General features: G+C 74.1%; 26 protein-coding genes and 1 tRNA gene. 22 read left to right on the top strand and 5 right to left on the bottom strand.

What is annotated here, in order from left to right; translation table 11 throughout:
* Positions 1-197: 197 nt before the first annotated feature.
* The 4 genes from GVV04_RS00400 (at position 198) to GVV04_RS00385 (ending at position 4,494) form a co-directional block, all read left to right on the top strand.
* Entirely contained in the window at positions 198-1,517 is a 1,320-nt protein-coding gene (locus GVV04_RS00400; RefSeq protein ID WP_328822136.1) for an MFS transporter, read from the top strand.
* Between the two features lie 177 nt (positions 1,518-1,694).
* The gene (locus GVV04_RS00395; RefSeq protein ID WP_161683722.1) at positions 1,695-2,783 is read left to right on the top strand and encodes an S-(hydroxymethyl)mycothiol dehydrogenase; all 1,089 of its coding nucleotides are present in this window, start codon (positions 1,695-1,697) and stop codon (positions 2,781-2,783) included.
* Entirely contained in the window at positions 2,780-3,409 is a 630-nt protein-coding gene (locus GVV04_RS00390) for an MBL fold metallo-hydrolase (protein WP_161683721.1), read from the top strand. Before GVV04_RS00395 ends, GVV04_RS00390 begins: the two co-directional genes overlap by 4 nt.
* A 353-nt stretch (positions 3,410-3,762) precedes the next feature.
* Positions 3,763-4,494 carry a hypothetical protein gene (locus GVV04_RS00385; protein WP_161683720.1) on the top strand — a complete coding sequence of 244 codons (732 nt, stop codon included), beginning with the start codon at positions 3,763-3,765 and terminating at the stop codon, positions 4,492-4,494.
* A gap of 129 nt (positions 4,495-4,623) precedes the next feature.
* Here the strand turns inward: GVV04_RS00385 and GVV04_RS00380 are convergent, their stop codons facing one another.
* Positions 4,624-5,733: an FAD-dependent monooxygenase gene (locus GVV04_RS00380; protein ID WP_161683719.1), complete on the bottom strand. Its 1,110-nt coding sequence runs from the start codon at positions 5,731-5,733 to the stop codon at positions 4,624-4,626.
* Between the two features lie 144 nt (positions 5,734-5,877).
* On the opposite strand from GVV04_RS00380, the gene GVV04_RS00375 reads away from it, so the two are divergent.
* From GVV04_RS00375 to GVV04_RS00325, 11 genes are all read left to right on the top strand, one after another.
* On the top strand, positions 5,878-6,864 hold the full coding sequence (locus GVV04_RS00375) for a GntR family transcriptional regulator (protein WP_328822135.1): 987 nt from the start codon (positions 5,878-5,880) through the stop codon (positions 6,862-6,864).
* Between the two features lie 379 nt (positions 6,865-7,243).
* On the top strand, positions 7,244-7,843 hold the full coding sequence (locus tag GVV04_RS00370; RefSeq protein WP_161683717.1) for a hypothetical protein: 600 nt from the start codon (positions 7,244-7,246) through the stop codon (positions 7,841-7,843).
* A 97-nt stretch (positions 7,844-7,940) separates the two neighbouring features.
* Positions 7,941-8,255 (top strand): MazG-like family protein, encoded by a 315-nt coding sequence (locus GVV04_RS00365; protein ID WP_161683716.1) that lies wholly within the window; start codon positions 7,941-7,943, stop codon positions 8,253-8,255.
* Between the two features lie 454 nt (positions 8,256-8,709).
* On the top strand, positions 8,710-12,039 hold the full coding sequence (gene fdh, locus GVV04_RS00360; protein WP_161683715.1) for a formate dehydrogenase: 3,330 nt from the start codon (positions 8,710-8,712) through the stop codon (positions 12,037-12,039).
* Positions 12,032-13,078, top strand: coding sequence for a 4Fe-4S dicluster domain-containing protein (locus GVV04_RS00355; RefSeq protein ID WP_161683714.1), 1,047 nt, complete (start codon positions 12,032-12,034; stop codon positions 13,076-13,078). Before fdh ends, GVV04_RS00355 begins: the two co-directional genes overlap by 8 nt.
* A complete protein-coding gene (gene nrfD, locus GVV04_RS00350; protein ID WP_161683713.1) occupies positions 13,075-14,238 on the top strand; it encodes an NrfD/PsrC family molybdoenzyme membrane anchor subunit in 1,164 nt (387 codons plus the stop codon). The genes GVV04_RS00355 and nrfD overlap by 4 nt, the downstream gene beginning before the upstream one ends.
* A 68-nt stretch (positions 14,239-14,306) precedes the next feature.
* A tRNA-Sec gene (locus tag GVV04_RS00345) sits at positions 14,307-14,402 on the top strand.
* Between the two features lie 22 nt (positions 14,403-14,424).
* Positions 14,425-15,723 carry an L-seryl-tRNA(Sec) selenium transferase gene (selA, locus tag GVV04_RS00340; protein WP_161683712.1) on the top strand — a complete coding sequence of 433 codons (1,299 nt, stop codon included), beginning with the start codon at positions 14,425-14,427 and terminating at the stop codon, positions 15,721-15,723.
* A gap of 1 nt (position 15,724) precedes the next feature.
* A complete protein-coding gene (selB, locus tag GVV04_RS00335) occupies positions 15,725-17,506 on the top strand; it encodes a selenocysteine-specific translation elongation factor (protein WP_161683711.1) in 1,782 nt (593 codons plus the stop codon).
* A 90-nt stretch (positions 17,507-17,596) separates the two neighbouring features.
* On the top strand, positions 17,597-17,794 hold the full coding sequence (locus GVV04_RS00330; RefSeq protein WP_161683710.1) for a hypothetical protein: 198 nt from the start codon (positions 17,597-17,599) through the stop codon (positions 17,792-17,794).
* A gap of 77 nt (positions 17,795-17,871) precedes the next feature.
* Positions 17,872-18,057 carry a hypothetical protein gene (locus GVV04_RS00325; protein ID WP_161683709.1) on the top strand — a complete coding sequence of 62 codons (186 nt, stop codon included), beginning with the start codon at positions 17,872-17,874 and terminating at the stop codon, positions 18,055-18,057.
* Positions 18,058-18,095: 38 nt separating this feature from the next.
* Here GVV04_RS00325 and GVV04_RS00320 read toward each other — a convergent pair whose 3' ends face one another.
* Entirely contained in the window at positions 18,096-18,749 is a 654-nt protein-coding gene (locus GVV04_RS00320; RefSeq protein ID WP_161683708.1) for a hypothetical protein, read from the bottom strand.
* A 202-nt stretch (positions 18,750-18,951) separates the two neighbouring features.
* On the opposite strand from GVV04_RS00320, the gene GVV04_RS00315 reads away from it, so the two are divergent.
* Positions 18,952-19,158 (top strand): hypothetical protein, encoded by a 207-nt coding sequence (locus GVV04_RS00315; RefSeq protein WP_161683707.1) that lies wholly within the window; start codon positions 18,952-18,954, stop codon positions 19,156-19,158.
* Here the strand turns inward: GVV04_RS00315 and GVV04_RS00310 are convergent.
* The 3 genes from GVV04_RS00310 to GVV04_RS00300 all read right to left on the bottom strand — a co-directional run bounded on the left by GVV04_RS00310 (position 19,155) and on the right by GVV04_RS00300 (position 20,822).
* On the bottom strand, positions 19,155-19,628 hold the full coding sequence (locus tag GVV04_RS00310; RefSeq protein ID WP_161683706.1) for a hypothetical protein: 474 nt from the start codon (positions 19,626-19,628) through the stop codon (positions 19,155-19,157). The genes GVV04_RS00315 and GVV04_RS00310 overlap by 4 nt on opposite strands.
* Positions 19,625-19,834: a phosphatidylethanolamine-binding protein gene (locus GVV04_RS00305; protein WP_161683705.1), complete on the bottom strand. Its 210-nt coding sequence runs from the start codon at positions 19,832-19,834 to the stop codon at positions 19,625-19,627. The genes GVV04_RS00310 and GVV04_RS00305 overlap by 4 nt, the downstream gene beginning before the upstream one ends.
* A gap of 106 nt (positions 19,835-19,940) precedes the next feature.
* Positions 19,941-20,822, bottom strand: a complete 882-nt coding sequence (locus GVV04_RS00300; protein WP_161683704.1) for a universal stress protein — start codon at positions 20,820-20,822, stop codon at positions 19,941-19,943.
* 266 nt (positions 20,823-21,088) lie between these two features.
* Here GVV04_RS00300 and GVV04_RS00295 point away from each other — a divergent pair, with 266 nt between their 5' ends.
* From GVV04_RS00295 to GVV04_RS00270, 6 genes are all read left to right on the top strand, one after another.
* Positions 21,089-22,276 carry a PP2C family protein-serine/threonine phosphatase gene (locus GVV04_RS00295; protein WP_161683703.1) on the top strand — a complete coding sequence of 396 codons (1,188 nt, stop codon included), beginning with the start codon at positions 21,089-21,091 and terminating at the stop codon, positions 22,274-22,276.
* 45 nt (positions 22,277-22,321) lie between these two features.
* Positions 22,322-22,792, top strand: coding sequence for a MarR family winged helix-turn-helix transcriptional regulator (locus GVV04_RS00290; RefSeq protein WP_161683702.1), 471 nt, complete (start codon positions 22,322-22,324; stop codon positions 22,790-22,792).
* A gap of 290 nt (positions 22,793-23,082) precedes the next feature.
* The gene (locus GVV04_RS00285; RefSeq protein WP_161683701.1) at positions 23,083-23,721 is read left to right on the top strand and encodes a CDP-alcohol phosphatidyltransferase family protein; all 639 of its coding nucleotides are present in this window, start codon (positions 23,083-23,085) and stop codon (positions 23,719-23,721) included.
* Positions 23,718-24,686 (top strand): DUF881 domain-containing protein, encoded by a 969-nt coding sequence (locus GVV04_RS00280; RefSeq protein WP_161683700.1) that lies wholly within the window; start codon positions 23,718-23,720, stop codon positions 24,684-24,686. The genes GVV04_RS00285 and GVV04_RS00280 overlap by 4 nt, the downstream gene beginning before the upstream one ends.
* Positions 24,683-25,015: a small basic family protein gene (locus GVV04_RS00275; protein ID WP_161683699.1), complete on the top strand. Its 333-nt coding sequence runs from the start codon at positions 24,683-24,685 to the stop codon at positions 25,013-25,015. The genes GVV04_RS00280 and GVV04_RS00275 overlap by 4 nt, the downstream gene beginning before the upstream one ends.
* A gap of 10 nt (positions 25,016-25,025) precedes the next feature.
* The gene (locus GVV04_RS00270; protein WP_201752766.1) at positions 25,026-25,946 is read left to right on the top strand and encodes a DUF881 domain-containing protein; all 921 of its coding nucleotides are present in this window, start codon (positions 25,026-25,028) and stop codon (positions 25,944-25,946) included.
* Positions 25,947-25,991 lie beyond the last annotated feature (45 nt).

The following is a 25,991-nucleotide window of genomic DNA, read 5'->3' as shown; positions in this document are numbered from 1 at the left end:
GCATGGCCGGCGACTCCGGGCCGACAGCCGGCGGTGATCCCACCCGGAAGCCTTGGCCGCCCGTGGCCCGGGCCACGTCCGGGCAGCCCGCGTACCGGCCCCGCAGGGGGTGCGACGCACCATGAGGACATGACGCATCCCAGCTCAACGGCGCGCGCCGCCGCCACCGTGACCACCGGGCGGGCGTACCGGCACCCGTGAGCGCCGCCCCGACCGCCGTGCCCCGCCGCTCCGCCGCGCTGGTCTGGGCGGTGGCCCTCAGCGCGTACGTGGCGGCGGTGTTCCACCGCAGTTCCCTCGGCGTGACCGGGGTCGACGCCGCGCACCGCTTCGACATCAGCGCCTCCACCCTGGCCGTCTTCACCGTCGCCCAGCTCGCCGTGTACGCCGCCATGCAGGTGCCGGTGGGGGTGCTGCTCGACCGGTTCGGCTCCCGCCGGCTGCTGATCGCCGGCGGGCTGCTGATGGTCGCCGGCCAGCTCTGCTTCGCGGTGGCCACCCACGTCGGGCTCGCCGTCGCCGCCCGGGTGCTGGTCGGCCTCGGCGACGCGATGACCTTCATCAGCGTGCTGCGCATCGTCGCGTTCTGGTTCCCCGGCCGCCGCAACCCGATGCTGGTGCAGCTCACCGGCTCACTCGGCCAGCTCGGCGCGGTCCTCGGCGCCGTGCCGCTGGTCGCCCTGCTGCACCGCGCCGGCTGGACCCCGGCGTTCCTCACCGCCGCGGCGCTCGGCGCGACCGTGCTCACCATGGTCGTCGTGGCCGTCCGGGACACCCCGCACCGGGAGCACGCCGCCACGCCCGCCCCCGACCTGGCCACCGTACGCCGGGAACTGGCCGCCGCCTGGGCCCAGCCCGGCACCCGGCTGGGCCTGTGGACGCACTTCGTCACCCAGTTCTCCGGCGCGGTGTTCGCGCTGCTGTGGGGATACCCGTTCCTCGTGCAGGGCCAGGGGATGTCGCCCACCACCGCGGCGTCCCTGCTCACCCTGATGACTTTGTCCGGCCTGCTGGCCGGGCCGCTGATCGCCCACCTGTGCGCCCGGCACCCGTTCCGCCGCTCGGTGCTGGTGTTCACCGTCACCGCGGCCACCGCCGCGATCTGGGCGGTGGTGTTGGCCTGGCCCGGCCGCGCCCCGGGCTGGCTGCTGGTCGCCCTGGTCGTGGTGTTGGCCGTCAACGGCCCCGGCTCGGCCATCGGTTTCGACTACGCCCGCACCTCCAACCCGGCCAGCCGGATCGGCAGCGCCACCGGCATCGTGAACGTGGGCGGCTTCGCCGCCTCGATCGTCCTGGTGCTGGCCGTCGGGGTCGTGCTGGACCTGGCCACCCCTGCCGGCCACGCCGCACCGGACCTGACCGCGTTCCGGTGGGCCTTCGCCATGCAGTACGTCCTGTGGGCGCTCGGCGCGGTCCAGGTGCTGCGTTACCGCAACGCCGCCCGCCGCCACCTCGCCGACCTCGCCCGCGACGCCGCCCCGCTCACGCAACCCGCGCCGGCCCATCGACCCGCGTGAGCCCCCTGCGGCCTCGGCCGGGGTAGGCGTCGGGCGTTGCTGGGCTCGACATGGTGATCGGCGGTAGTTTCGCCGGGAAGCGCGATCGACGTGGCGTACCCGCCCGGTGGCGCTCTCTGTCGTCGGTCCGCCCACCGCGGGCCGCCGGCATCGACAGCGGTGGAGCAGGAGGAGAACGTGAGCCAGGAAGTCCGGGGAGTCATTTCACGGCGCAAGGGCGCGCCGGTCGAGGTCACCACGATCGTGGTGCCCGACCCGGGGCCGGGCGAGGCGGTGGTCCGCGTCCAGGCCTGCGGGGTCTGCCACACCGACCTGCACTACCGCGAGGGCGGGATCAACGACGAGTACCCGTTCCTGCTCGGCCACGAGGCGGCCGGCATCGTCGAACAGGTGGGCGAGGGCGTCACCGGCGTCGCGCCGGGTGACTTCGTGGTGCTCAACTGGCGGGCCGTGTGCGGGGTCTGCCGCGCCTGCCGGCGGGGCCGGCCGTGGTACTGCTTCGCCACCCACAACGCCGCCCAGAAGATGACCCTCACCGACGGCACCGAGCTGTCCCCGGCCCTGGGCATCGGGGCCTTCGCCGAGAAGACCCTCGTCCACGCCGGACAGTGCACCAAGGTCAACCCGGCGGCCCGGCCGGCCGCCGTCGGCCTGCTCGGCTGCGGGGTGATGGCCGGCCTCGGCGCGGCGATGAACACCGGCGGGGTCACCCGGGGCGACTCCGTGGCCGTCATCGGCTGCGGCGGGGTCGGCGACGCCGCCGTCGCCGGCGCGGCCCTGGCCGGGGCGACGACGATCATCGCCGTGGACACCGACTCCCGCAAGCTCGACTGGGCCCGGAAGTTCGGCGCCACCCACACGGTCAACGCCTCGGAGGACGACCCGGTCGAGGCGATCCGCGCCGCCACGGGCGGCTTCGGCGCCGACGTCGTCATCGACGCCGTCGGCCGGCCGGAGACCTGGAAGCAGGCGTTCTACGCCCGCGACCACGCCGGGACGGCCGTGCTGGTCGGCGTGCCGACCCCCGAGATGACCGTCGACGTGCCGCTGCTGGACGTCTTCGGCCGCGGCGGCGCGCTCAAGTCGAGCTGGTACGGCGACTGCCTGCCCAGCCGCGACTTCCCCATGCTCACCGAGCTCTACCTGCAGGGCCGGCTCGACCTGGACGCGTTCGTCACCGAGGAGATCGCCCTGGACCAGGTCGAGGAGGCGTTCACCCGGATGCACCACGGCGACGTGCTGCGCTCGGTGGTGGTCTTCCCGTGACCGTCCGCGTCGACCACACCGTCACCTCCGGCACGTTCTCCCTCGACGGGCAGACCTTCGACGTCGACAACAACGTCTGGGTGGTCGGGGACGACAGCGAATGCGTCGTCGTCGACGCCCCGCACGACGTCGACGCGATCCTGCGCGCCGTCGGCCGGCGCCGGGTGGTGGCGATCGTGGCCACCCACGCCCACGACGACCACGTCCGGGTGGCCCCGGAGCTGTCCCGGGCCACCGGTGCGCCGGTGCTGCTGCACCCCGACGACCGGGTGCTGTGGGACCTGGTGCACCCCGGCACCGCCCCCGACGGGGAACTGCGCGACGGGGCCACGATCGAGGTGGCCGGCACCGGCCTGCGGGTGCTGCACACCCCCGGCCACAGCCCCGGCGCGTGCAGCCTGTACGCCCCGCAGCTCGGCGTGGTCTTCACCGGTGACACCCTCTTCGCCGGCGGACCGGGCGCCACCGGCCGCTCGTACAGCGACTTCGGCACCATCGTCGACTCCATCCGTACCCGGCTGCTCACCCTGCCGCCGGAGACGGTCGTGCACACCGGCCACGGCGACAGCAGCACCGTCGGCGACGAGGCCCCGCACCTCGACGAGTGGATCGCCCGGGGGCACTGACCCGTCCGCCGCCACCCGCCCCGGCCAGCAGGCCCGCCGGGGCGGGGCGGGTGGCGGGGTGGGCGTCACCCCCGTCGTCGCGGCCGCGCCGGTCGACACCGGGTCAGCGGCCGACGGGCTGATCCGGCACGTGTGCGTCCGGTTCGGGGCGCCGCGCGCCCGTTGGCGGGGTCGACCGATTCTGGGCGTGACCGGGGTCGCAGCCCACGCCGCTACCCCGCATATCCGGAATGACGGACCTGTGCGGCTGGTTGTGTCCCCCGTACCGCCCGTCGGTAAACCCCTATGGCGGAGCGGTCCCCCGAGGGGCGCTCAACCCGGAGCGCGTCGCAACGATCGAAAGGGCAACCATCGTGAGGGTTGACTTCACTCGATGGCTCCCGGCCATCGCGAAGACCACCGACCGGATCCAGACCATCGCGAAGACCCCGACCCGTAGGACCGTCCTGAGCGTCGCCGGCGTCGCCGCCCTCGGCGGCCTGGCGTTCGGCCCCATGGCCGTCGCCGCCCCGGTCACCAGCGGCCCGCACGCCGGTGCGGTGGCCGCGATCGACCTGGCCACCGGCAAGAGCCGCGAGAGCGCCACCGTCGAGTCCGCGCTGACCACGGGCGAGAGCATCAGCAAGACCACGTCGGCCGAGAAGCCGGACCGGGACGAACTGATCCCGAACGGCCTCGAGGGCGCCCAGTCGCGCATCCCCCTCGACGACGCGCAGCTGGAAAACGCCGAGGCGATCATCAAGGCGGCCAAGGAGACCGGCGTCGGCGAGCGGGGCGCGGTGATCGGTGTGGCCACCTCGCTGCAGGAGTCGAAGCTGTACAACCTCGGCCACCTGGGGGCGTACAACGACCACGACTCGCAGGGCCTGTTCCAGCAGCGTCCGTCGTCGGGGTGGGGCTCGCCCGACGAGGTCACCGACCCCGACTACGCCTCCAAGGCGTTCTTCGACGCCCTGAAGAACGTGGGCGGTTGGAACCACCTGCCGCTGACCGCCGCCGCGCAGACGGTGCAGGTGTCGGCGTACCCGTACGCGTACGCGCAGTGGGAGGAGCAGGCTGCGGACGTCGTCCAGCAGCTCTGGTGACGGAATCCTGACCCGGCCCCGGCCGGCCCTTCACCGGGCCGGCCGGGGCCTTGTCGTGGTCGCCCAGGTCAACGGCATCACGGGTACGAGTGACCGATGCTCCACCCCGCCCCGGCCGCAATGACGTGCTCACGCATCGAGGTCGATGGCCGACTTGGCCCGCTCGCTGGACTCCTCTGACGGCGGGCCGCCGGGATTTTCGGTGGCGAGCGCCTGGTTGAGCGTGACGAACTCGCGCATCCGCTGTTCGTAGCGTTCGAGTCCGGCCCCGTGGTCCCCGCCGGAGCTGGCCAGGGAATCGGCGAGCACGTACGCGCCGACGAGCGCCAGACTCGTGCCCTGTCCGGACAGCGGTGACGGGCAGTAGCCCGCATCGCCGAGCAACGTCACCCGGCCGGCGGACCAGCGGTCCATGCGGATCTGCGCCATCGCGTCGAAGTAGAAGTCGGTGGCCTGCCACATCGCGGCGAGCAACCGCGGGGTTTCCCAGCCCACGCCGGCGAGCCGGTCCTCGACCAGCTTGCGCTGGGCATCGATGTCGTGACGGTCGTAGTCCAGGGGGTCGGCCCCGAAGCCGAGGTTCACGCGCATCTCGGTGTTGTCGCGCGCCGAGTAGATGCCGTAGCCGACGCCTTCGGCGCCCAGCCAGACCTGCCAGCGGTCGAGATCGAGGAAGTTGGGGGCGGTGAACACGCCGACGTAGGAACCGAGGTGGTACAGGTACGGCTGCTCCGGCCCGAAGGCGAGTCGCCGCACGGTGGAGTGCAGGCCGTCGGCGCCGACCACCAGGTCGAAGGTTTCCGCTGCGGCGTTGTCGAAGGTCACCCGGACGCCGTCGCCGTTCTGTTCGAGGGCGGTCACCGAGTCGCCGAAGAGGTATCGGGTGTGGGGTTGGGTCAGGTCGTAGAGCAGCCCGATCAGGTCTTCCCGGAGCACCTCGACGTCGCCGCTGTCGAGCCGGCCGCTGCTCAGCGTCACCTCGGTCGAGCGCATGACCTCGTTGCCGTGCGGGTCGAGCATCGACATCCCTCGCATCTGGGTACGCGCCCGGCGCAGCGGATCGGTCAGCCCCATCCGCTCGATCACGTCGAGCGCCACGCCGCGCACGTCCACCGCGTGTCCGCCGGCCCGTAACGAGGGTGCCCGCTCGACCACCGTGGGGACGAAGCCATGCCGGTGCAGCCAGTACGCCAGAGCCGGTCCGGCGACGCCGGCACCCGAGATCAGCACAGTCTTCACGTAGTCCTCCTTGTGTGGATGTACGCTGTACGCACCGCGAAGATACGGTGTACGCGCCTGATTCGACAACGTATTGTGGCGGCATTGAGCTAGTACAGAGATGCTCTGCCCCGGTGTGTGTCCTAGAACAGAATGGGGAGCTGCGTGACCACTGAGCCGCCGTACCTGCGCATCGCCGCGGATCTGCACCGCCGGATCGCCGCACGGGAGTTGAGCCCGGGTGACCGGCTGCCGTCCACCCGGGCGCTCGCCGCGCAGTGGGGAGTGGCGCTGGCCACCGCCGCGAAGGCACTGAACGAGTTGCGCCAGGCGGGCGTGGTCCGCGTCCAACCGCGGGTGGGCACCATCGTGGCGCCGCCACCTGCCGCGCGCATCGGGCGGACGGCTCGACGGTCGGTGGCCCGCCCGGAGGCGGCGTCGCCCCGATCCGCCGCCACGCCGGAGGTGGAGCTGAGCCGCGACCGCGTCGTCCGGGCCGCCGTTGAGATCGCCGACGCCCAGGGCCTAGAGACCCTGTCGATGCGCACCGTCGCCGCACGGCTGGGGGTGTCCACCATGTCGCTGTACCGACACGTCGCTGGCAAGGACGAACTCGTCCTGCTGATGGTCGATGCGGCATACGGCGAAGGCGAATACCCGGCGATACCGCCCGACGACTGGCGTGCCAGGCTCGAACTCGGCGCACGCACGCTGTGGCGGCTGTACTGCCGCCACCCGTGGCTCGCGCACCTGGGCCCGCTCGCCAGGCCCCTGCCGCTGCCCAATCTGCTGCGCCACGGCGAATGGATCATCGGCGCATTGACCAGGCAGGGTCTGCCGGCGACCCGCGTTCTCGACCTCCAGATCCTGCTGTACAGCCACGGTCAAGGCCTCGCCGTCCATCTGGAGCGGGAGGCGCGCGCGCAGGCGGAAACCGGCCTGTCGGACGAGCAGTGGATAGACGGTCAGGCCGCGGAAATGCACGCGCTCGCGCACTCCGGGAGGTATCCGAACTACGCCCACATGATGGACGGACTCGTCGATGGCTACGACTTCGACATCAACGCGCTGTTCGAGACTGGTCTCCGGGCGCTGCTCGACGGCTTGGAGCGACTCATCGACCACGAGACGAAGGAGCACCCGTCGACATGAGCCCTGGGGATGGCTGACAGGCCTCGAACCAGCCCGTGTGCCGGCCGGGCTGTCTGAGGCCAATCGCATCAGATGTCCGGTCCGGGCTGCGGGTGTGACCGGTGGCATCCGGTCGGCGGAACATCGGCCGGGGCGGGGTCGTTACACCTGGCAGACGATCGAGTAGCGCACACCGCTACTGAACCCCCCGGACCCAGGGAATGCGGGCCGGTGGCCGGTCGTTACACATGGTCCCGGCGCCACGAGCACCCCCCGGTGCGGTGAGCAGCCGGATGGCTTTCCCCCTTTTTGATCTTTTGGGCGCCTCGACGTGGTGCTTACACCCCCGCCCCTTCCCCTGGGGTGGTGTGTGTGTCGACCCCCGATTGGAGTCACCCCCATGAACACGATCATGCGTAAGAGCGTTCTCGGTATCGCTGGTCTGGCCTTCGCCGGTGGCGTGTTCGCCGGCCCGGCCACCGCCCACGCCACCCCCACCCCCGAGTCGGCGACCCCGACGACCGCTGTGGCCGTGCAGGCCGACAAGCCCGGCGTGGACAAGGGCAAGCTGATCCCGCACGGTGTGCAGGGTGAGCAGTCCCGCATCGACCTCGGTGACGAGGAGACCGCCAACGTGAAGGCGATCATCGCCGCCACGAAGAAGGCCGGCCTGGACGAGCGGGCGGCCGTCATCTCCATCGGCACGTCCCTGCAGGAGTCGAAGCTGGAGAACCTGGGTCACCTCGGTGACCGCAATGACCACGATTCGCTGGGCCTGTTCCAGCAGCGCCCGACGTCTGGTTGGGGCACCCCGGAGCAGATCACCGACCCCGAGTACTCGACCCTGGCGTTCCTGAAGGGGTTGAAGCAGGTCGACGGGTGGCAGGACATGCCCCTGACCGACGCCGCACAGACCGTCCAGGTGTCGGCCTACCCCGACGCGTACGCACAGTGGGAACAGCAGGCCGCCGACCTCGTCACCCAGCACTGGAACAGCTGACCACAGCACCACCGAACAGCCAACTGGCCGGTCCCCGACACACCGGGGACCGGCCGGCGGCGTTCGCGCGGGCGACCCCGTCGGGTTCACTGGACGGGTGGACGAGTCGATCTGGAATTCGGTGCGGGCGTCGCGGGGCTGGTTGGACGCCGCCAACGGCACCGGGGACGCGGAACTGACCTGCCGGATCCTCAAGCTGACCGAGGAGGCCGGCGAAGTTGCCGGGGCGTGGATCGGGGTGCTGGGCCAGAACCCGCGCAAGGGGGTGACGCACAGCCGCGAGGATGTCGGGGCCGAACTGGCCGACGTGGCGTTCACCGCCCTGGTGGCCATCGAGAGCCTCGGCCTCGACCCGCGTGCACTGTTGGACGCCTGCGCCGCCAAGGTCCGCGCCCGCACGGGCACCGGCTGACCGCCTCCGGGTGCGACGCGCGGCGGTGTCCGCCCGCGTACCGGCGACGGTCGGGGAGTGAGGTGGATTACCCGGGACGGTTGGAACAGCCCGTGGGGTGGGTAGGTTGTAGCCAGTGTCGGTGTGCTCAGTGTCCCCGGGCCTCACCTGAATTGCCTTCGCGGAATACCGTCCGGCTGGAGCCGCGTTGCGCCACGCGCCGAGAGGCGACCTGCACACCGACACCGAACCGCCCCCGGCCACCGGCCGGGGGCGGTTTCGCGTCCCCGACCCGTACGCCGTGGGCCCTGCTCTCGGGCCGACGGCCCGGTTGACACGGTGGGCTCGCCGTCCTCGCTCCGGTCGAACCGGCCCCACAGGGCGGAAAAGATCCGGCCCGGGGACACGACCCGGCCCGGCCTGACCTATGTTCAGGAGGTCAGCGTCCACCGACCGGGGGAGGGGGTGCTTCCGGATGGGTCTACGGACCTTCATCCAGGGCTGGCCGGTCTACCGGCAGCTCACCGGCACCGACCCGCTCGGCCGGGGCGCGGCGGCCCAGTCGGCCCGCTCGGCGGCGCTGACCGCGCGCACCGAGACCGCCGACAGCGTGGCCCGGTCGGTCTGCCCGTACTGCGCGGTCGGCTGCGGCCAACGGGTCTTCGTCACCGACGGCCGGGTCACCCAGATCGAGGGGGACCCGGACAGCCCGATCTCCCGCGGCCGGCTCTGCCCGAAGGGCTCGGCCAGCAAGTCGCTGGTCACCAGCCCGCTGCGGCAGACCACCGTCCGCTACCGCAGGCCGTATGCGACCGAGTGGGAGGACCTGGACCTCGAGACCGCCGTCGACATGATCGCCGACCGGATCCTCGCCGCCCGCGAGGAGACCTGGGAGGACGTCGACGACGCCGGCCGGCCGCTGAACCGCACGCTGGGCATCTCCAGCCTGGGCGGGGCGACGCTGGACAACGAGGAGAACTACCTCATCAAGAAGCTGTTCACGGCGATGGGGGCGCTCCAGATCGAGAACCAGGCCCGTATTTGACACTCCGCCACCGTCCCCGGTCTGGGGACCAGCTTCGGTCGCGGCGGCGCGACGGACTTCCAGCAGGACCTGGTCAACGCTGATGTCATCGTCATCCAGGGTTCCAACATGGCGGAGGCCCACCCGGTGGGCTTCCAGTGGGTGATGGAGGCCAAGAGGCGCGGCGCCAAGGTCTTCCACGTCGACCCCCGGTTCACCCGGACCAGCGCGGTCGCCGACACGTACCTGCCGATCCGGGCGGGCACCGACATCGCCCTGCTCGGCGGCGTGGTGCGGTACATCCTGGAGAACGAGCTGGACTTCCGGGAGTACGTGCTGGCGTACACCAACGCGGCGGCGGTCGTCAGCGAGCAGTTCCTCGACACCGAGGACCTGGACGGCCTCTTCTCCGGCTACAACACCGATACCAACTCGTACGACCAGGCGAGCTGGCAGTACGAGGGCCAGGAGCGCAACTCCGGAGGTGAGGACACCGGGAAGGAACGGGACAGCGCGGCCGGCCTGGAGCACGAGTCGCACGGCGTGCCCACGTCGGGGCGGATCCGGCGGGACGAGACGTTGCAGCACCCGCGCTGCGTCTACCAGATCCTGCGGCGGCACTTCTCCCGGTACACCCCGGAGATGGTGGAGCGGGTCTGCGGGATCCCGCAGGAGAGGTTCCTCGAGCTGGCCCGCGCCTGGACGGAGAACTCCGGCCGGGAGCGCACCGGCGCGCTGGTCTACTCGGTGGGCTGGACGCAGCACAGCGTCGGCGTGCAGTACATCCGCACCGGCGCGATCATCCAGACCCTGCTGGGCAACATGGGCCGGCCGGGCGGCGGCATCCTGGCGCTGCGCGGGCACGCCAGCATCCAGGGCTCGACCGACATCCCGACCCTGTTCAACCTGCTGCCCGGCTACCTGCCGATGCCGCACCACGCCGACCACGAAACCTTCGACGACTGGGTGGGCAGCATCAGTCGCCCCGGCCAGAAGGGCTTCTGGGGCAACTCCCGGGCGTTCGCGGCGAGCCTGCTCAAGGCGTACTGGGGCGACGCGGCGACGCCGGACAACGACTTCTGCTACGGGTACCTGCCGCGGATGACCGGCGACCACGGCACGTACCAGCAGGTGCTCAAGATGATCGACGGCGGGATCAAGGGATACTTCCTGCTCGGCCAGAACCCGGCCGTCGGCTCCGCGCACGGAAAGGCCCAGCGGCTCGGCATGGCCAACCTCGACTGGCTGGTCGTGCGGGACCTGTTCCTGATCGAGAGCGCCACGTTCTGGAAGAACAGCCCCGAGGTGGCCACCGGCGAGATCGTGCCGCAGGAGTGCCGCACGGAGGTGTTCTTCCTGCCCGCCGCGTCGCACGTGGAGAAGGAGGGCACCTTCACCCAGACCCAGCGGCTGCTCCAGTGGCGGGAGAAGGCCGTCGACGCGCCGGGCGACGCCCGCTCCGAACTGTGGTTCTTCTACCACCTGGGCCGGAAGCTGCGGGAGAGGCTGGCCGACTCACCCCACCCGCGCGACCGGGCGCTGCTCGACCTGACCTGGGACTACCCGACCCATGGTGACCTGGCCGAGCCCAGCGCCGAGGCGGTGCTGCGCGAGATCAACGGCTACGAGACGGCCTCCGGCCGGCCGCTGTCCGCGTTCACCGAGGCCCGCGACGACGGCTCCACCGCGATCGGCTGCTGGATCTACACCGGCGTGTACGCCGACGGCGTCAACCAGGCGGCCCGGCGCAAGTCCCGGCACGAGCAGGACTGGGTGGCCGCCGAGTGGGGCTGGGCGTGGCCGGCGAACCGCCGCACCCTGTACAACCGCGCCTCCGCCGACCCGCAGGGCCGGCCGTGGAGCGAACGTAAGCGCTACGTCTGGTGGGACCCGGAGAAGGCGGAGTGGACCGGTTACGACGTGCCCGACTTCGAGAAGAACAAGCCGCCGACGTACCGTCCGCCGGAGGACGCCTCCGGGCCGGACGGGATCGCCGGCGACGACCCGTTCATCATGCAGAGCGACGGCAAGGCCTGGCTGTACGCGCCGAGCGGGGTGCTCGACGGCCCGCTGCCGACGCACTACGAGCCGGCCGAGTCCCCGATGCGCAACCCGATGTACGGCCAGCAGGCCAACCCGGCCCGCAAGGTCTACGAGAACCCGGTGAACCCGATGAACCCGAGCCCGCCGGAGGCGCACAGCGACGTCTTCCCGTACGTGTTCACGGTCAGCCGGCTCACCGAGCACCACACGGCCGGCGGGATGAGCCGCACCGTGCGGCCCCTGGCGGAGCTGCAGCCGGAGATGTTCGTGGAGGTGTCCCCGGAGTTGGCCGCCGAGGCCGGGCTGGCCCACCTGGGCTGGGCGCACCTGGTCACCGGCCGCTCGGTGATCGAGGCGAAGGTGCTGGTCACCGACCGGCTCACCCCGCTGCGGGTGGACGGGCGGATCATCCACCAGCTCTGGCTGCCGTACCACTTCGGCACCGAGGGGTTGGTCACCGGCGACTCGGCCAACGACCTGTTCGGCATCACCCTGGACCCGAACGTGCTGATCCAGGAGAGCAAGGTCGGCACCTGCGACGTGCGGTCCGGCCGGCGGCCCACCGGGCCGGCCCTGCTCGACCTGGTCGCCGACTACCGGCGGCGGGCCGGAATGACCGTGGACCGGAGGATCCCGTTGGTCACTACCGACGCGGTGGGCTGCGACGACGCGGCCGGCAGCACGGACCAGCGCTCGCCGGAGGCGGCGGCGGGCGAGAAGAGAGGCGAGGATGCCTGACGCCAACAGCCTCTACGGGCCGCTGGACCCGGCCCCGGACGCCGGCTGGACCGACGCCCGCCCCCGGATGGGCTTCTTCACCGACACCAGCGTCTGCATCGGCTGCAAGGCGTGCGAGGTGGCCTGCAAGGAGTGGAACGACGTGCCGGGCTCTGGGCTGGACCTGCTCGGCATGTCGTACGACAACACCGGCGCGCTGACCGCGAACTCGTGGCGGCACGTGGCGTTCGTGGAGCAGCCCGCCCCGGCCGGGCATCGCACCCCGCCGTTCGCCGGCTACCCCACCGCCGCGCCGGCCAGCGCCACGTCGGCGGCGGTGGTGGCCGCCGGGACGGCCGACGACACCGGCACGGAACCCGGGCTCCCGACGGGCGATCCGGTCGCCGCCGCCCGGATGGCCGCCGGGCCCGAGTTCCTCGGCATGCCCGGCTCCCAGCCGCCGGGCCGGGCCACCGGCGTGGCCGAGCGCACCGACTTCCGCTGGCTGATGATGTCGGACGTGTGCAAGCACTGCACCCACGCCGCCTGCCTGGACGTCTGCCCCACCGGCTCGCTGTTCCGCACCGAGTTCGGCACCGTCGTGGTGCAGGAGGACATCTGCAACGGCTGCGGCTACTGCATCTCCGCCTGCCCGTACGGGGTGATCGACCAGCGCAAGGGCGACGGCCGGGCGTGGAAGTGCACCCTGTGCTACGACCGGCTCGGCGCCGGCAACACCCCGGCGTGCGCGCAGGCCTGCCCCACGGAGTCCATCATGTACGGCCCGCTGGACGAGCTGCGGGAGCGGGCCGCCCAGCGGGTGGCCACCCTGCACGAGCGGGGGGTGCCGGAGGCCCAGCTCTACGGCCACGATCCCACCGACGGCGTCGGCGGCGACGGCGCGTTCTTCCTGCTCCTCGACGCTCCCGAGGTGTACGGGTTGCCCCCGGACCCGGTGGTCACCACCCGGGACCTGCCCCAAATGTGGAAGCGCGCCGGGCTGGCCGCCCTGACCATGGCGGCGGCTGCCGTCGTCGCGTTCGTCGGAGGTTCCTCGTGAGCCCGCACCGCCCCCCGGTGGGTGACCGGTTCCGCCGCTTCCTGGGCCGCCTCGACGCCGCCGGCCCGGCAGGCGGGCTCAGCGCCGACCGCCCCGCCGCACCGCACACCCCCGAGGGGGACCGCACCCCCGGCCAGCCCCGCTCGGCGGCCCCCGGGGAGCGGCGTCGGCGCGGCGGCGGGCGGCGCGGCGGCGGGGAACAGCTCAACGTCCCGCCGGCCGAGTTCACCTCCTACTACGGCCGGCCGGTGCTCAAGCCGCCGGTGTGGAAGTGGGACATCGCGGCGTACCTGTTCACCGGCGGGCTGGCCGCGGGCTCGTCGCTGCTGGCCGCCGGCGGCCAGCTCACCGGTCGGCCGGCGCTGCGCCGCGCCGGCCGGATCGCCTCGCTGGTCGCGGTGAGCGCCAGCGCGTACTTTCTCGTCAACGACCTGGGTCGGCCGGCCCGGTTCCACCACATGCTGCGGGTGGCGAAGCTGACCTCCCCGATGTCGGTGGGCACCTGGATCCTCACGGTGTTCGGCCCCGCCGCCGGGGTCGCCGCCGTCACCGAGGCCGCGCCGTGGCTGCCCGAGCGGGGCGTGCTCGGGCTGGGCCGCCGGCTGCTGCCCCCGGTCGGGCAGGCCGCCGGGCTGCTGGCCGCCGCGACCGCGCCGGCCCTGGCCACGTACACCGGGGTGCTGCTGGCCGGCACGGCCGTACCGTCGTGGCACGAGGCGTACCCGGAACTGCCGATCATCTTCGCGGGCAGCGCCCTGGCCAGCGGCGCCGGCGTGGGCCTGCTCGCCGCGCCCGGCGACCAGGCCGGGCCGGCCCGGCGGATGGCGGTGGCCGGCGCGGCCCTGGAGCTGTGGGGCTCGCACCGGGTGGAGCACCGGCTCGGCCTGCTCAGCGAGCCCTACCGCACCGGCACCCCCGGGCGGCTGCTGCGCGCCGGCCGGGTGTTGACGGCGGCCGGGGTGGCCGGGGCGCTCGTCGGCCGGCGCAGCCGCGTGCTGTCCGGGCTCTCCGGCGTGGCCCTGCTCGCCGCGTCGGTGGCCACCCGGTTCGGGATCTTCCACGGTGGCGTCGCCTCCGCCCGCGATCCGAAGTACACGGTCGTCCCGCAGCGCGAACGGATCCGCCGCCGCGAGGCGGAGCGCCCCGCCGTCGAGGGCTGAGGCCCCTCCCGGCGGGCGCTGAGGCCCTTCCCGCGCGGCAGGGCGGGCGCTGTGATCGAATAGCCGGTGGAGGCGTTCAGGCGGCTGGTGCCCCTCCCGGTCTTCAAAACCGGTGTGGTCCGGTACCCGGGCCAGGCGGGTTCGATTCCCGTCCGTCTCCGCCAGGCGACCCTAGGAGAGGACGCGATGCGCGACGCCGATCCACGGCGGCGGGTGCCGCGCACAGATCTCCTGCTGGCCGACCCACGGCTGGCCGCGGCCGTCGCCGCGCTCGGCCGCAACCGGGTCAAGGCCGCGATCGTCGTCGCCCAGGAACGCGCCCGCCGCGGCGAGATCACCCCCGAGCGGGTACGCGACGCCGCGCTCGCCGCCCTGCCCGCGCCCGCCCCTCGGGTGGTGCTCAACGCCACCGGCGTCGTGCTGCACACCAACCTTGGCCGGGCGGCGCTCTCCGCCGTCGCCGTGGACGCCCTCGTGGCCGCCGCCGGGCACACCGACGTGGAGCTGGACCTGTCCACCGGCCGGCGGGCCCGGCGCGGCCGGGACGCCCTCGCCGCGCTCGCCGCCGCCGTGCCCGACGCGGGCGCCGTGCACGTGGTCAACAACGGCGCCGCCGCCCTGGTCCTCGCCGCCACCGCCCTCGCCGCCGGCCGGGAGATCGTGGTCAGCCGGGGCGAGCTGGTGGAGATCGGCGACGGGTTCCGCCTGCCGGAACTGCTGGCCAGCACCGGTGCCCGGCTGCGCGAGGTGGGCACCACCAACCGCACCAGCCTGGCCGACTACGCCGCCGCGGTCGGCCCCGACACCGGCTTCGTGCTCAAGGTCCACCCGTCGAACTTCGTGGTCACCGGGTTCACCAGCGCCGTCGGCGTCGACCGGTTGGCCACCCTCGGCGTGCCGGTGGTCGCCGACATCGGCTCCGGGCTGCTCGCCGGGGACCCACTGCTGCCCGCCGAGCCGGACGCGGCCAGCACCCTGCGGGCCGGCGCCCACCTGGTCACCGCCAGCGGCGACAAGCTGCTCGGCGGCCCCCAGGCCGGGCTGTTGCTCGGCGAGGCCGACCTGGTCGAGCGGCTGCGCCGGCACCCACTCGCCCGCGCCCTGCGGGTCGACAAGCTGACCCTGGCGGCCCTCGCGGCCACCCTGCACACCCCGGACACTCCCACCCGGGCCGCGCTGCACGCCGACCCGGCGGCCCTGCGGCAGCGCACCGAGGGGCTGCGCGACCGGCTGGCCGCCGACGGCTGCAAGGCCGAGGTGGTGCCCGCCGTCGCGGTGGTCGGCGGGGGCGGAGCGCCGGGCGTCGAGCTGGGCTCGTGGGCCCTGGCCCTGCCCGAGCGGTACGCGGGGCCGCTGCGCGCCGGCACGCCGGCGGTGCTCGGCCGGGTGGCCCAGGGGCGGCTGCTGCTGGACCTGCGCTGCGTCCCCGCCACCGCCGACGACGCGCTGCGCTCGGCGGTCCTGACCGTGCCCGTGGACGCCTGACGTGTGGGTGGTGGCCACCGCCGGGCACGTCGACCACGGCAAGTCGACCCTGGTCCGGGCGCTGACCGGGATGGAGCCCGACCGGTGGGCCGAGGAGCGGCGCCGGGGTATGACCATCGACCTCGGCTTCGCCTGGACCACGCTGCCCTCCGGCGGCACCGTGGCGTTCGTCGACGTGCCCGGCCACGAGCGGTTCGTGCCGAACATGCTCGCCGGTGTCGGCCCCGCCCCGGCAGCCCTGCTGGTCGTCGCCGCCGACGAGGGGTGGATGCCCCAGTCGGCCGAGCACCTGGCGGCGCTGCACGCGCTCGGGGTGGCGTACGGGCTGCTGGTGGTGACCCGAGCGGACCTGGCCGATCCGGGGCCGGCGCTGGCGCACGCCCGCGCGGAGATCGCCGCCACCTCCCTGGGCGCCGTGGACGCCGTTGCGGTCAGCGCGGTCACCGGGGCCGGCCTGCCCGAGCTGCGGGACGCCCTGGACCGGCTCGTGGCGCGGCTGCCCGCCCCGGCGGCCGAGGCCCCGGTGCGGCTGTGGGTGGACCGGTCGTTCACCGTCCGGGGCAGCGGCACGGTCGTGACCGGCACCCTCGGCGGCGGCCGGCTGTCCGTCGGCGACCACCTCGAACTGGCCGACACCGGCGAGCCGGTGCGGGTGCGTGGCCTGCACTGTCTCGGCGTGCCCCACGACCGGGTCGACGCGGTGGCCCGGGTGGCGGTGAACCTGCGCAACGTGCCCCGTGAGCGGCTGGGGCGCGGCGACGCCCTGCTCACCCCCGGCCGGTTCCACCGCACCGACCTGCTCGACGTGCGGGTCGCCGGGGCCCCGGCCGCCGACCTGCCGGCCACCCTCACCCTGCACGTCGGCGCCGCCGCCGTCGCCGCCCGGGTCCGCCCGCTCGGCCCGGACACCGCACGGCTGCGGCTGGTCCGCCCGCTGCCGCTGCTCGTCGGCGACCGGGCGCTGCTGCGTGACCCCGGCCGCCACCACGTCGCCGGCGGGGTGACCGTCCTCGACGTGGCCCCGCCGCCGCTGACCCGGCGGGGGTCCGCCGCCGCCCGCGCCCGGGTGCTCGCCGGCCTCGACGGGCGGCCGGACCTGGCCGGGGAGCTGCGCCGCCGGCTCCTGGCCCGCCGGGGCGAGCTGACCCGGATGGGGGTGCCGGTCACCGTCGCCCCGGTCGCCGGGGACTGGGTGGCCGACCCGGACCATTGGCGGTCCCTCGCCGTCCGGCTGACCGCCGAGACCGCCCGGTACGCCGCCGCGCACCCGCTGGAGCCGGGCGTCCCGGTCGACGTGCTACGTCAGCGCCTCGACCTGCCCGACCGGGCGCTGGTGGAGGCCCTGGTCCGCCCGCCGCTGCGGGTGCGCGCCGGCCGGGTCGGCCAGGACGCCGGGGACGCGCTGCCGGAGCCGGTGGCCCGGGCCGTGGCCCGGGTCCGCGCCGAGTACGGCGACCGCCCGTTCCAGGCCCCCGGGGCGGACCGCCTCGCGGGCCTGGGTCTCGGGCCCCGGGAGATCGGCGCGGCCGTGCGCGCGGGGGCGCTGCTGCGGCTCGCGGAGAACGTGGTGCTGCTGCCCGGCGCGGTCGACGACGCGGCCCGGGTCCTTGCCCGGCTGCCGCAGCCGTTCACCCTCAGCGCCGCCCGGCAGGCCCTGGACACGACCCGCCGGGTCGCCGTGCCGCTGCTGGAGCTGCTGGACCGGCGGGGCGTCACCCGCCGCCTGCCCGACGACGCCCGCACAGTCGTCGCCCAGCCCGGCGTGGCCGCCGCCCCGCCATGACGCCGGCTGCGTCCACGGCGAACGATCACGGGTGGAGGGGTCCGCCGCGACGCGGCCCCGGTGGGGCCGGGCGTGGCCTAGCGTGGCCGCATGGACCCTTCGGCGGTCTGGCGGGACAAGAGCCACCGGTGGCGGATCGAGGCGTACCGGGCGCCGGATCTGCGCTTCGCCGTCTACGCCACCAACGGCCCCACCGAGTCCGCCCCGTTGTGGCTGTTCGGGATGGCCGCCCTGGCCCGCTGGTTGATAACCCACGCCATCTCGTTGGACGACCTGGAGACCGACTGAGCCGGCCGCCCCTCGTCCGGGGGAACCGTCCCCGTTTCCGGAGTGTGGGCCGGTGTCGTCTCCGTACCGTGCGGGGCGTGAAGGACCGAGGAATGCGGACGGCCGTGGCGGTGCTCGCCGGCCTCGCGGTCATCTACTTCGGCAGCAAGGGACGCAGCGCCGACGAGGGCGGCGGGGTCTCCGGCGGGGTGGTGGTGCTCGCGGTGCTGGCCGCGGCCCTGGCCTGGCACCTGACCAAGCCGGGCGACAACGCGACCAAGTGACCGCGTCCACGCGGGACGCGGGCGACACCCGACCGGCGTCAGCGGGCGGCGGCGGCGCGGGTGACCTCGCCGGCGGACTCCTCGTCGAGGGCGACCCGGACCAGGGCCGAGGCGAACCGGCCGAAGTCGCCGCCGCCGACCAGCCCGGCCAGCCCGTCCGGGTTCGCCGGCAGGCCGAGGCGCTCAGCCCCGGCCAGCGTCCGCCGGTCGGCGTACGGGCGCACGTCGGGCCACACCTGCTGCGCCTCGCGCAGGAAGATGTCCGCGCCGGTGGGGCCGATGCCGGGGAACCCGGTGAGCAGCCGCCGCAGCGCGGGCCGGTTCCCGCCGGCCTCCCGGTGCAGCCGGCGCAGGTCGCCGTGCCACCGGTCCAGGCACAGCCGCGCGCCGGCGCCGAGCATCGTGGCGGTCCGTTCGTCGTAGCGGCGGTAGTGTCCCCGGCCCAACGCGTCGACCCGGTCCTGCCAGCCGGACGCCTCCATCGCCTGCGGGGTGCGGTAGCCGGCGGCGAACAGCTCCCGCGCGGCGGCCACCGCGACCGACGCCCGGATCCGGGTGCTCAGCAGCGTGGTCAGCACCAGCAGCTGGTACAGCGGCCCGGGCCGGTCGGCGAGCCGGATGCCGGCCTCCTCCGCGTACGTGCGGCCCTGCCGGTCCAGCAGGGCCCGTGCCGTCCTCCGCGTGTCTGCCACACCCAGGGGTACCCCGATCGCCACCGCTCACCCCGCCCCCGACGTCGCGCAGATACACGGAATTAGTGGCCTTGAGGCGGCGCGAGGCCACTGATTCCGTGTATTAGCAGCGTGGGGGGTGGGCGGCATGGGGGCAACGGCGGCGGGTAAGCCGGTCGTGGCGTGGCCCACGCCGCGCCGTCCACCCGGAAGGGAGACTCCCGTGACGAACCCTCAGCAGCCGGAACTGCGCCGCAACGCGCGCAACGACGCGGTGCAGGACGCCAAGGGGCCCGGCGTGTCCGGTCACCCCGGCCACCGTGGCACGTCCCAGGGCGACCGTGGCCGCACGGTGCCGCGCGGTCAGGTGTCGCCGTACGGCCCGGCCGGCGGTCAGGTGGCCGACGACGAGAGCGCCGAGCGCGGCTAGCACCGTCGGGACGATGGCGGCCGCAGCCGGTTCCAGGTGGCTGCGGCCGCCATCCCGTACGCCAGGTGCGGCACGAGGTCCGACAGCCAGTCGGTGCGGCCCCACCGGCGCGGATCGGTCACCCCCAGCGCGGTCATCGAGCCGTCCGACATCGCCATCACGCTCCCGCCGAGCAGGGCCACCGCGACCGGCCCCGCCGTGCGCCGCCCCGCGAGCAGGGCGAAGGCGGCGCCGGCGGCGATGCCCATCCCGTACCCGAGCAGGGGCCCGAGGCCCGAGCGGCGGTTGGCCGCCCGGTCCTCGGGCCCCAGGTCGACGTGGGCGAGCCCGGCCACCCGCCCGGCGGTCTCCTCTGGTGTGCTGCTCGCCGGTCGGGCGCGCAGCACCATGTCGAGGTAGCTGACCATGTTGAGCGCGGCGCTGCCCACCGCTCCGGCGATGGCCCCGTCGACCAGTTTGGCGCCGTTCACTTCGGGTCGCCCGGTTCGCGCTCGCCCTTCGGGCCGTACGTCCGCTCGCCCCGCACGATGCCGCGCTGTCCCCGGTCCTCCTGCAGGATCCGGTTGGCGACCTGGTTGGCCTCCTGGTCGGCCGCCCGACCGGAGTTCTCGATCAGATCGCGCAGTCGCGCCCGTTCCTTGTCGTACGCGTTGCTGCCCGGCCGTGGTCCTGGCATAGCCGCCTCCTGACGTCGCGGTGACCGTTGGTCACGCCGTCTACCCGCCTGCGCCGGGGCCAACCGTCGCCCCTGCCCGGGGTGCCGCCGGCCGGGTGGGCAGGTGTCACTCCGGGGCGCGGATCACGGCGACCGGGCAGTCGGCGCGGTGCAGCACGGCGTGACTGACCGAGCCGAGCAGGAGGCCGGTCAACTCGCCGCGTCCCCGGCCGCCGACCACCAGCAGCTGCGCCGCGCGGGACGCCTCGGCCAGCGCGGCGGCGGCCCGACCCCGGGCCAGCACCCGCTCGACCCGCACCGCCGGCCGGCGGTCGCCGAGGCCGGCCAGCGACTCGGCCAGCACCCGCTCCTCGTCGCCGCGCAGTTGCCCCTCGTCGTACACCAGGGGCTGCATGTCACCGGGCCCGGTGGAGGCCGGGTGCCGGTAGGCGTGCACCGCGCGCAGGGCGACGCCGCGGGTCGCCGCCTCGTCGGCGGCGAACTCGACGGCGGCGCGGGCCGGCGCGGAGCCGTCCACCCCGACCACGACCGGGCCGTCGGCCCGGTCGGCGCCGCGGGCGACCAGCACCGGGCAGTCGGCGTGCGCCGCGACCTGGATCGCCACGGAGCCGACCGCCAGCGCGGCGAAGCCGCCCAGCCCTCGGTCGCCGAGGACGATCAGCGCGGCGGCGGTCGACTCGCCGACCAGCACGGCGGACGCCTCCCCGTCGATGACCTCTCCGGTGACCCGCACCCCCGGGGCGGCCGACTCGGCGTGCGCCACCGCCTGCGCGACGAGGCGTCCGGCCTGTTCGCGCAGGCCGGCGCCGGGCGGCGCGTCGGGCACCGGGCCCAGCGGCACGCGCAGCAGCGGCCAGACGAAGCCGTGCACCACCCGCAGGGCCCGGCCCCGGCGCGCGGCCTCCCCGGCGGCGAGCCGGACGGCCCGCTGGGCCGGTTCGGAGCCGTCCACCCCGACGACCACCGCCGCGCCGTTGGCCGCGTTCACCGCCGTACCTCCTCCGCCGTGGTTTCGCGGTCAGTATCCCGGCCGTTTGGGCGTCGTCGAGGCGATACCGCGCAGGACGGGGGGTCGCTACGCTGCTCCGACACTTCGCCGTACTCGGAGGCCCTGGCGATGATGGGGTCGCGGGCTGGCCACCAAGCGCTCCGGCTGACGGCCGTCGCGCCCGCCCCCGACCGACCGCGCCGCCCGACCGGCGGCGGCCCTCCGTATGATGCTTGCCCTACAGCAAGAGTTGTCGGAGGGGGATCATGTCGGACGCGTTCGGACCGGTGGCCCGCGCGCTGCGCGAGGCGGCACCCGACCGGTTGGCCGAGGTCGCCGACCGGGCCGTCCGCGCCGGGATGGGCGCGTCGCGCACGGACGTCTTCGTTGCCGACTACCGGATCAGCGGGCTGTGGCCCGTGCTCGACCCGGAGCTGCCCGACGCCGGCTTCCTCGCCTGCCACGGCGTGGCCCAGCGCTGCTTCAGCAGCCAGCAGCCGATGTTCGACGGCGGGGACGACGGCCGCTGCCGGGTGTACCTTCCGCTGACGGTCTGGGGTGAACGTCTCGGCGTGTTCCTGGTGGAGCTGCCGGCCTCCCCGTCGGCGGCGACGGTCGAGACGGTCCGGGACATCGCCGGCGAGCTGGCGGTGGCGCTGCGCGCGGCGGACCGGCAGACCGACCGGTACCGCCGGGCCCGCCGCCGGGAGCGGCTGAGCATGGCCGCCGAGATGCAGTGGGATCTGTTGCCGGGCCGCAGCGTGACGCACGGCGCGTTCCTGCTGGCCGGGCAGCTCGAGCCGGCGTACACGGTGGGCGGTGACCACTTCGACTGGTCGGTGGACGGTGACCGGCTCACCGTGACGGTGCTCAACGGCGCCGACACGGGCCTGTCGGCGGCGCTGCTGACGGCGGTGTCGGTCAACGCCATGCGCAACGCCCGCCGCTCCGGTGGCAGCCTGGTCGAGCAGGCCGAGCTGGCCTCGGACACAATTTTCTTCCAGCACCGGGGCGAACGGCATGTGGCGACGCTGCTGCTGGAGCTGGACACCACCGACGGCCGGGTCCGGGCGGTGGACGCCGGGTCCCCGCACGTGCTGCGGGTGCGCGGCCGGTCGGTCGCCCGGGTGCCGCTGGAGCAGCAGCTGCCGCTGGGCATGTTCGCCGAGACCCGGTACGAGGTGCAGGAGTTCACCGTGGAGCCCGGGGATCGGCTCTTCGTGGTCAGCGACGGCGTGTACGCGGCGGCTCCCGGCGGCCGCGAACCGTACGGGGAGCGGGCCATGGCGCGGTCCATGCGCGCGACGCGGCTGCAACCGGCGACCGAGGCAGTTGGTACGGTGATGCGCGGGCTGCAGTCCTATCACGCGGACGTCGATCTCCGCGACGACGCCGTGGTCGTCTGCCTCGACTGGCGCGGCCAGAGCGGGGCAGGGGTCGGCTGGGCACGGTGACGGGGCGGTAAGCGGAACACGAGCGCGAAATCGCAGGGGACGTTGGTGGAGCAACCTCCGGATCTGGCAGCGGCGATCGCCGCTGCCGCCGAGGCACTCGTCGGCGTCCTGGACCCTGCGGGTTCCCGGCACCAGATGACCGTGTCGCCCACTCAGCTGCGGGTGCTCTCGCTGATCAGCAGCCGCCCGGCGACCAACGTGAACCGGCTCGCGGAGCTGCTCGACGTCGTGCCGTCGTCGGCGAGCCGGTTGTGCGACCGGCTGGAGGCGATCGGGCTGCTGCGGCGGGCCGCCGACCCGCGGGACCGGCGGGAGGTGCGGCTGGTGCCGACGGCCGCCGCCGAGACCCTGCTGGGGGAGCTGGTGGAGCGCCGGCATCGGGCGATCGGCGCGGTGCTGGACCGGATGCCCCCACTCACGCAGCACGAGCTGCTGCTCGCCCTGCTGGCGTTCGGACAGGCGGCCGCGCCCGGCCCGGTCGACGCCCAGTCGGACTCGCCGGCCCGAACGGCCTGACCCGCCGCCGCACGCACCCCACGCCCTGGGATCCGGCAGGCGACGTGATCTACGCCACAACACACGGAACACGGCGGTCAGCCGCACGCGGGCCCGTGGAAGCCGAAAGCGAGCCCGATATAGTGGCAGCGGAACTCACCGGCCGGTGGTCCCCGTGATCGCAGGCCGACCAGGGGAGATGGTCCCGGTCCGGGACCACACAGGCGCCGGCGGAGCCCGGCCCGGCAACGCGCACGTCCTTCCGTAGCACCCGCCCGCGGGTGCCGGACCGTGCTGCGGAGGGAGGTTCGGTGTCGCGTCGGCCGGCGGGGGCGTCACCCCCGGAAAACACCGCCGGGCCGAGCGGGGACCGGATCCTCACCCTGCCCAACCTGATCAGCCTCATCCGGCTGCTCGGCGTCCCGCTGTTCCTGTACCTGCTGCTGGTCCGGCGCGCCGATGTCGCCGCCGTGGTGGTGCTGGCGATCGGGGGCACGACGGACTGGGTGGACGGCTGGGTCGCCCGCCGGTTGCAGCAGGTCAGCCGCCTGGGCGAGCTGCTCGATCCGTTCGCCGACCGGTTGTACATCCTGGCCACCCTGCTGGCGTTCACGGCGCGTGAGGTGGTGCCGTGGCAGTTCACCGCCGCGCTGTTGGCGCGGGAGTTGCTGCTGCTGGGGTCCCTCGGCGTGCTTCGCCGGCACGGCTACGGCCCGCCGCCGGTGCACTACGTCGGCAAGACCGCCACGTTCCTGCTGCTGGCCGCGTTCCCGGTGCTGCTGGTGGCGCACGCGACGTCGGCGGCCACGGCGACCGTCGCGGGCGCGGTCGGCTGGGGCCTGGCGTGGTGGGGCCTGGTGCTGTACTGGGCGGCCGCCGCGCTCTACGTGGTCCAGGCGGCGCGGCTGGTGCGGTCTGCGCGGGCCGGGTCGTCGGGGGTGCCGGCGTGACGGAGGAGCCGGCGGGGCAGCGGTCGGGCGCGGCCGGCGAGGGGCCGGGTCCCACCTCCCGGGTCTACACGCCGGATTTCCTGACCGAGTTGTTCCGCAACCCGTTGGATCCGGGGTACGCGGACGCGGCGGCCCGCCGCCGGAAGGCGCCGTCGGGGTGGCGGGCGTGGCCGTCGCGGTCGGTGAGCCTGGTGCTGGCCGTGGCGTTGGGTTTCCTGTTCGCGGTGGCGTACCGGCAGACGATGGCCGAGGAGCCGGGGCGCAGCCAGGCACGGGCCGGGCTGGTGGCGGAAATCAAGGAGCGCGAGGCGGAGACCGACGGGTTGGCGGCGCGGGCGGACCGGTTGCGTGAGGAGGTCGGTCGGCAGCGGGACGCGGCGTTGAGTGGTTCGCAGGCGTCGCGGCTGCGTCGGCTGGAGGCGGGCACGGGGCTGGGTCGGGTGCGCGGGGACGGTGTGGTGGTGCGGCTGGCGGACGCGCCGGCGCAGAACAAGGACGGGGTGACCGGGTCCGGGGGCGGTCCGCCGCGCGTGTTGTACACGGATCTGCAGAAGGTGGCCAACGACCTGTGGGCGGCGGGTGCGGAGGCGGTGGCGATCAACGGGCAGCGGTTGACGGCGACGTCGACGATCCGGTCGGCGGGTGAGGCCATCCTGGTGGATTTCCGGCCGGTGACGGGTCCGTACGAGGTGTCGGCGATCGGGCCGGGGTCGATGCGGGACCGGTTCGAGGACAGCCGGGCGGCGTATCTGATGCGGGACCTGGTGGAGTCGGTGGGGTTGTCGTTCCAGGTGCGTGAGGTGGATGACCTCACCCTGCCGGCGGCGCCGGAGCCACGGCTACGCTACGCCGAGCCGTCGGTCAGTCCGAGCCCGTCCGTGTCGGGGTCGGGTGCCGACCGTTCGTCCCGGCCCGAGCCGTCCCGCTCGGGTACGTCTCCCAGCCCTTCCGGAGGTGGCCGATGATCGCGGTGTTGGCGTTGCTCGTCGGTGTGGTGCTGGGGGTGTACCTGGATCCCACGGTCCCGGCGGCGTTGCAGCCGTATCTGCCGATCGCGGTGGTGGCCGCGTTGGACGCGGTGTTCGGCGGGGTGCGGGCGAAGCTCGACCGGATCTTCGACGACAAGCAGTTCGTGGTGTCGTTCATCTCGAACGTGCTGGTGGCGGGTCTGATCGTGTACCTGGGTGACCAGTTGGGGGTGGGTGGGCAGTTGTCCACCGGTGTGGTGGTCGTGTTGGGGGTGCGGATCTTCGGGAATGTGGCGGCGATCCGTCGGCACCTGTTCCGGGCGTAGGTTTGTGGTGATGAGCGAGGAGCAGAGCGAGACGGGCACCGGTTGGCCGCGTCCGCAGGGGCCGGCGCGTCCGCAGGGGCCGGCGGGGGAGCCGGATCCGCGTCCGAAGGCGCCGGATCCGGACGAGATCAGTCCGTTGGCGCCGGAGGGTGAGCCGCCGGCGGAGGACGCGGGGTCCTCTGGTGCCGGGGCCCCGGAGGGCTCCTCCGGGGTTCGGGCCGTGTTCGGGCTGGGGCGGCGGTTCACCTCCGCGGGGGCGATGATCGCGTTGCTGTTGGGATTGTTGGGGTTCACCCTGGTGGTGCAGTTGCGGACGACGTCGACGGATCCGACGTCGGCGGCGACCCGGCAGGAGGACCTGGTGCGGATCTTCTCGGATCTGGATTCCCGGGAGAAGCGGCTGCGGCAGGACATCGAGTCGTTGGAGGAGAGCCAGCGGCAGTTGCGTTCGGGTGAGCAGGGGCGGCAGGCGGCGCTGGAGGAGGCGACGCGGCGGGCGGACGAGTTGGGGATCCTGGCGGGGACGTTGCCGGCGCGAGGGCCGGGGCTCAGTGTGCGGTTCGAGGCGGGGCCGAAGCCGATCTCGGCGTACCGAATCCTGGACGCGGTGCAGGAGTTGCGGGGTGCGGGGGCGGAGGCGATGCAGGTCTCCGGTGGGGACGGGGCGTCGGTGCGGGTCATCGCGTCGACGTATTTCCTGGACGGCGCGGACGGCGCCCTGGTGGTGGACGGGCGTCCGTTGACGGGTCCGTTCACGATCACGGTGATCGGTGATCCGACGACGATGGCGACGGCGTTGAAGATTCCGGGCGGGGTGGCCGCATCGGTTGCCGGTGACGGCGGTAACGTGATCGTCGAGGATCGTGAGGTTGCCGAGGTTTCGGCGCTGCACGAGCCCGCGAAGTTGGAACACGCCCGTCCGGTCTCCTGACCGGCGCGGCGCGCCGGCCCGCCGGCGCAGCGATGTCGGCTCGAC

The sequence above is a fragment of the Micromonospora rubida genome, assembly GCF_009908295.1.
In the GTDB taxonomy this organism is placed as follows: Bacteria; Actinomycetota; Actinomycetes; order Mycobacteriales; family Micromonosporaceae; genus Micromonospora; species Micromonospora rubida.
This window is presented reverse-complemented; position numbering and strand designations above follow the sequence as displayed.

What these genes read in the sequence shown, in the direction of transcription:
- GVV04_RS00370 (WP_161683717.1), top strand. Translation starts at nt 7,244, where the DNA reads ATGAACACGATCATGCGTAAGAGCGTTCTCGGTATCGCTGGTCTGGCC.
- GVV04_RS00355 (WP_161683714.1), top strand. Translation starts at nt 12,032, where the DNA reads ATGCCTGACGCCAACAGCCTCTACGGGCCGCTGGACCCGGCCCCGGAC.
- selA (WP_161683712.1), top strand. Translation starts at nt 14,425, where the DNA reads ATGCGCGACGCCGATCCACGGCGGCGGGTGCCGCGCACAGATCTCCTG.
- GVV04_RS00330 (WP_161683710.1), top strand. Translation starts at nt 17,597, where the DNA reads ATGGACCCTTCGGCGGTCTGGCGGGACAAGAGCCACCGGTGGCGGATC.
- GVV04_RS00305 (WP_161683705.1), bottom strand. Translation starts at nt 19,834, where the DNA reads ATGCCAGGACCACGGCCGGGCAGCAACGCGTACGACAAGGAACGGGCG.
- GVV04_RS00295 (WP_161683703.1), top strand. Translation starts at nt 21,089, where the DNA reads ATGTCGGACGCGTTCGGACCGGTGGCCCGCGCGCTGCGCGAGGCGGCA.
- GVV04_RS00275 (WP_161683699.1), top strand. Translation starts at nt 24,683, where the DNA reads ATGATCGCGGTGTTGGCGTTGCTCGTCGGTGTGGTGCTGGGGGTGTAC.
- GVV04_RS00270 (WP_201752766.1), top strand. Translation starts at nt 25,026, where the DNA reads ATGAGCGAGGAGCAGAGCGAGACGGGCACCGGTTGGCCGCGTCCGCAG.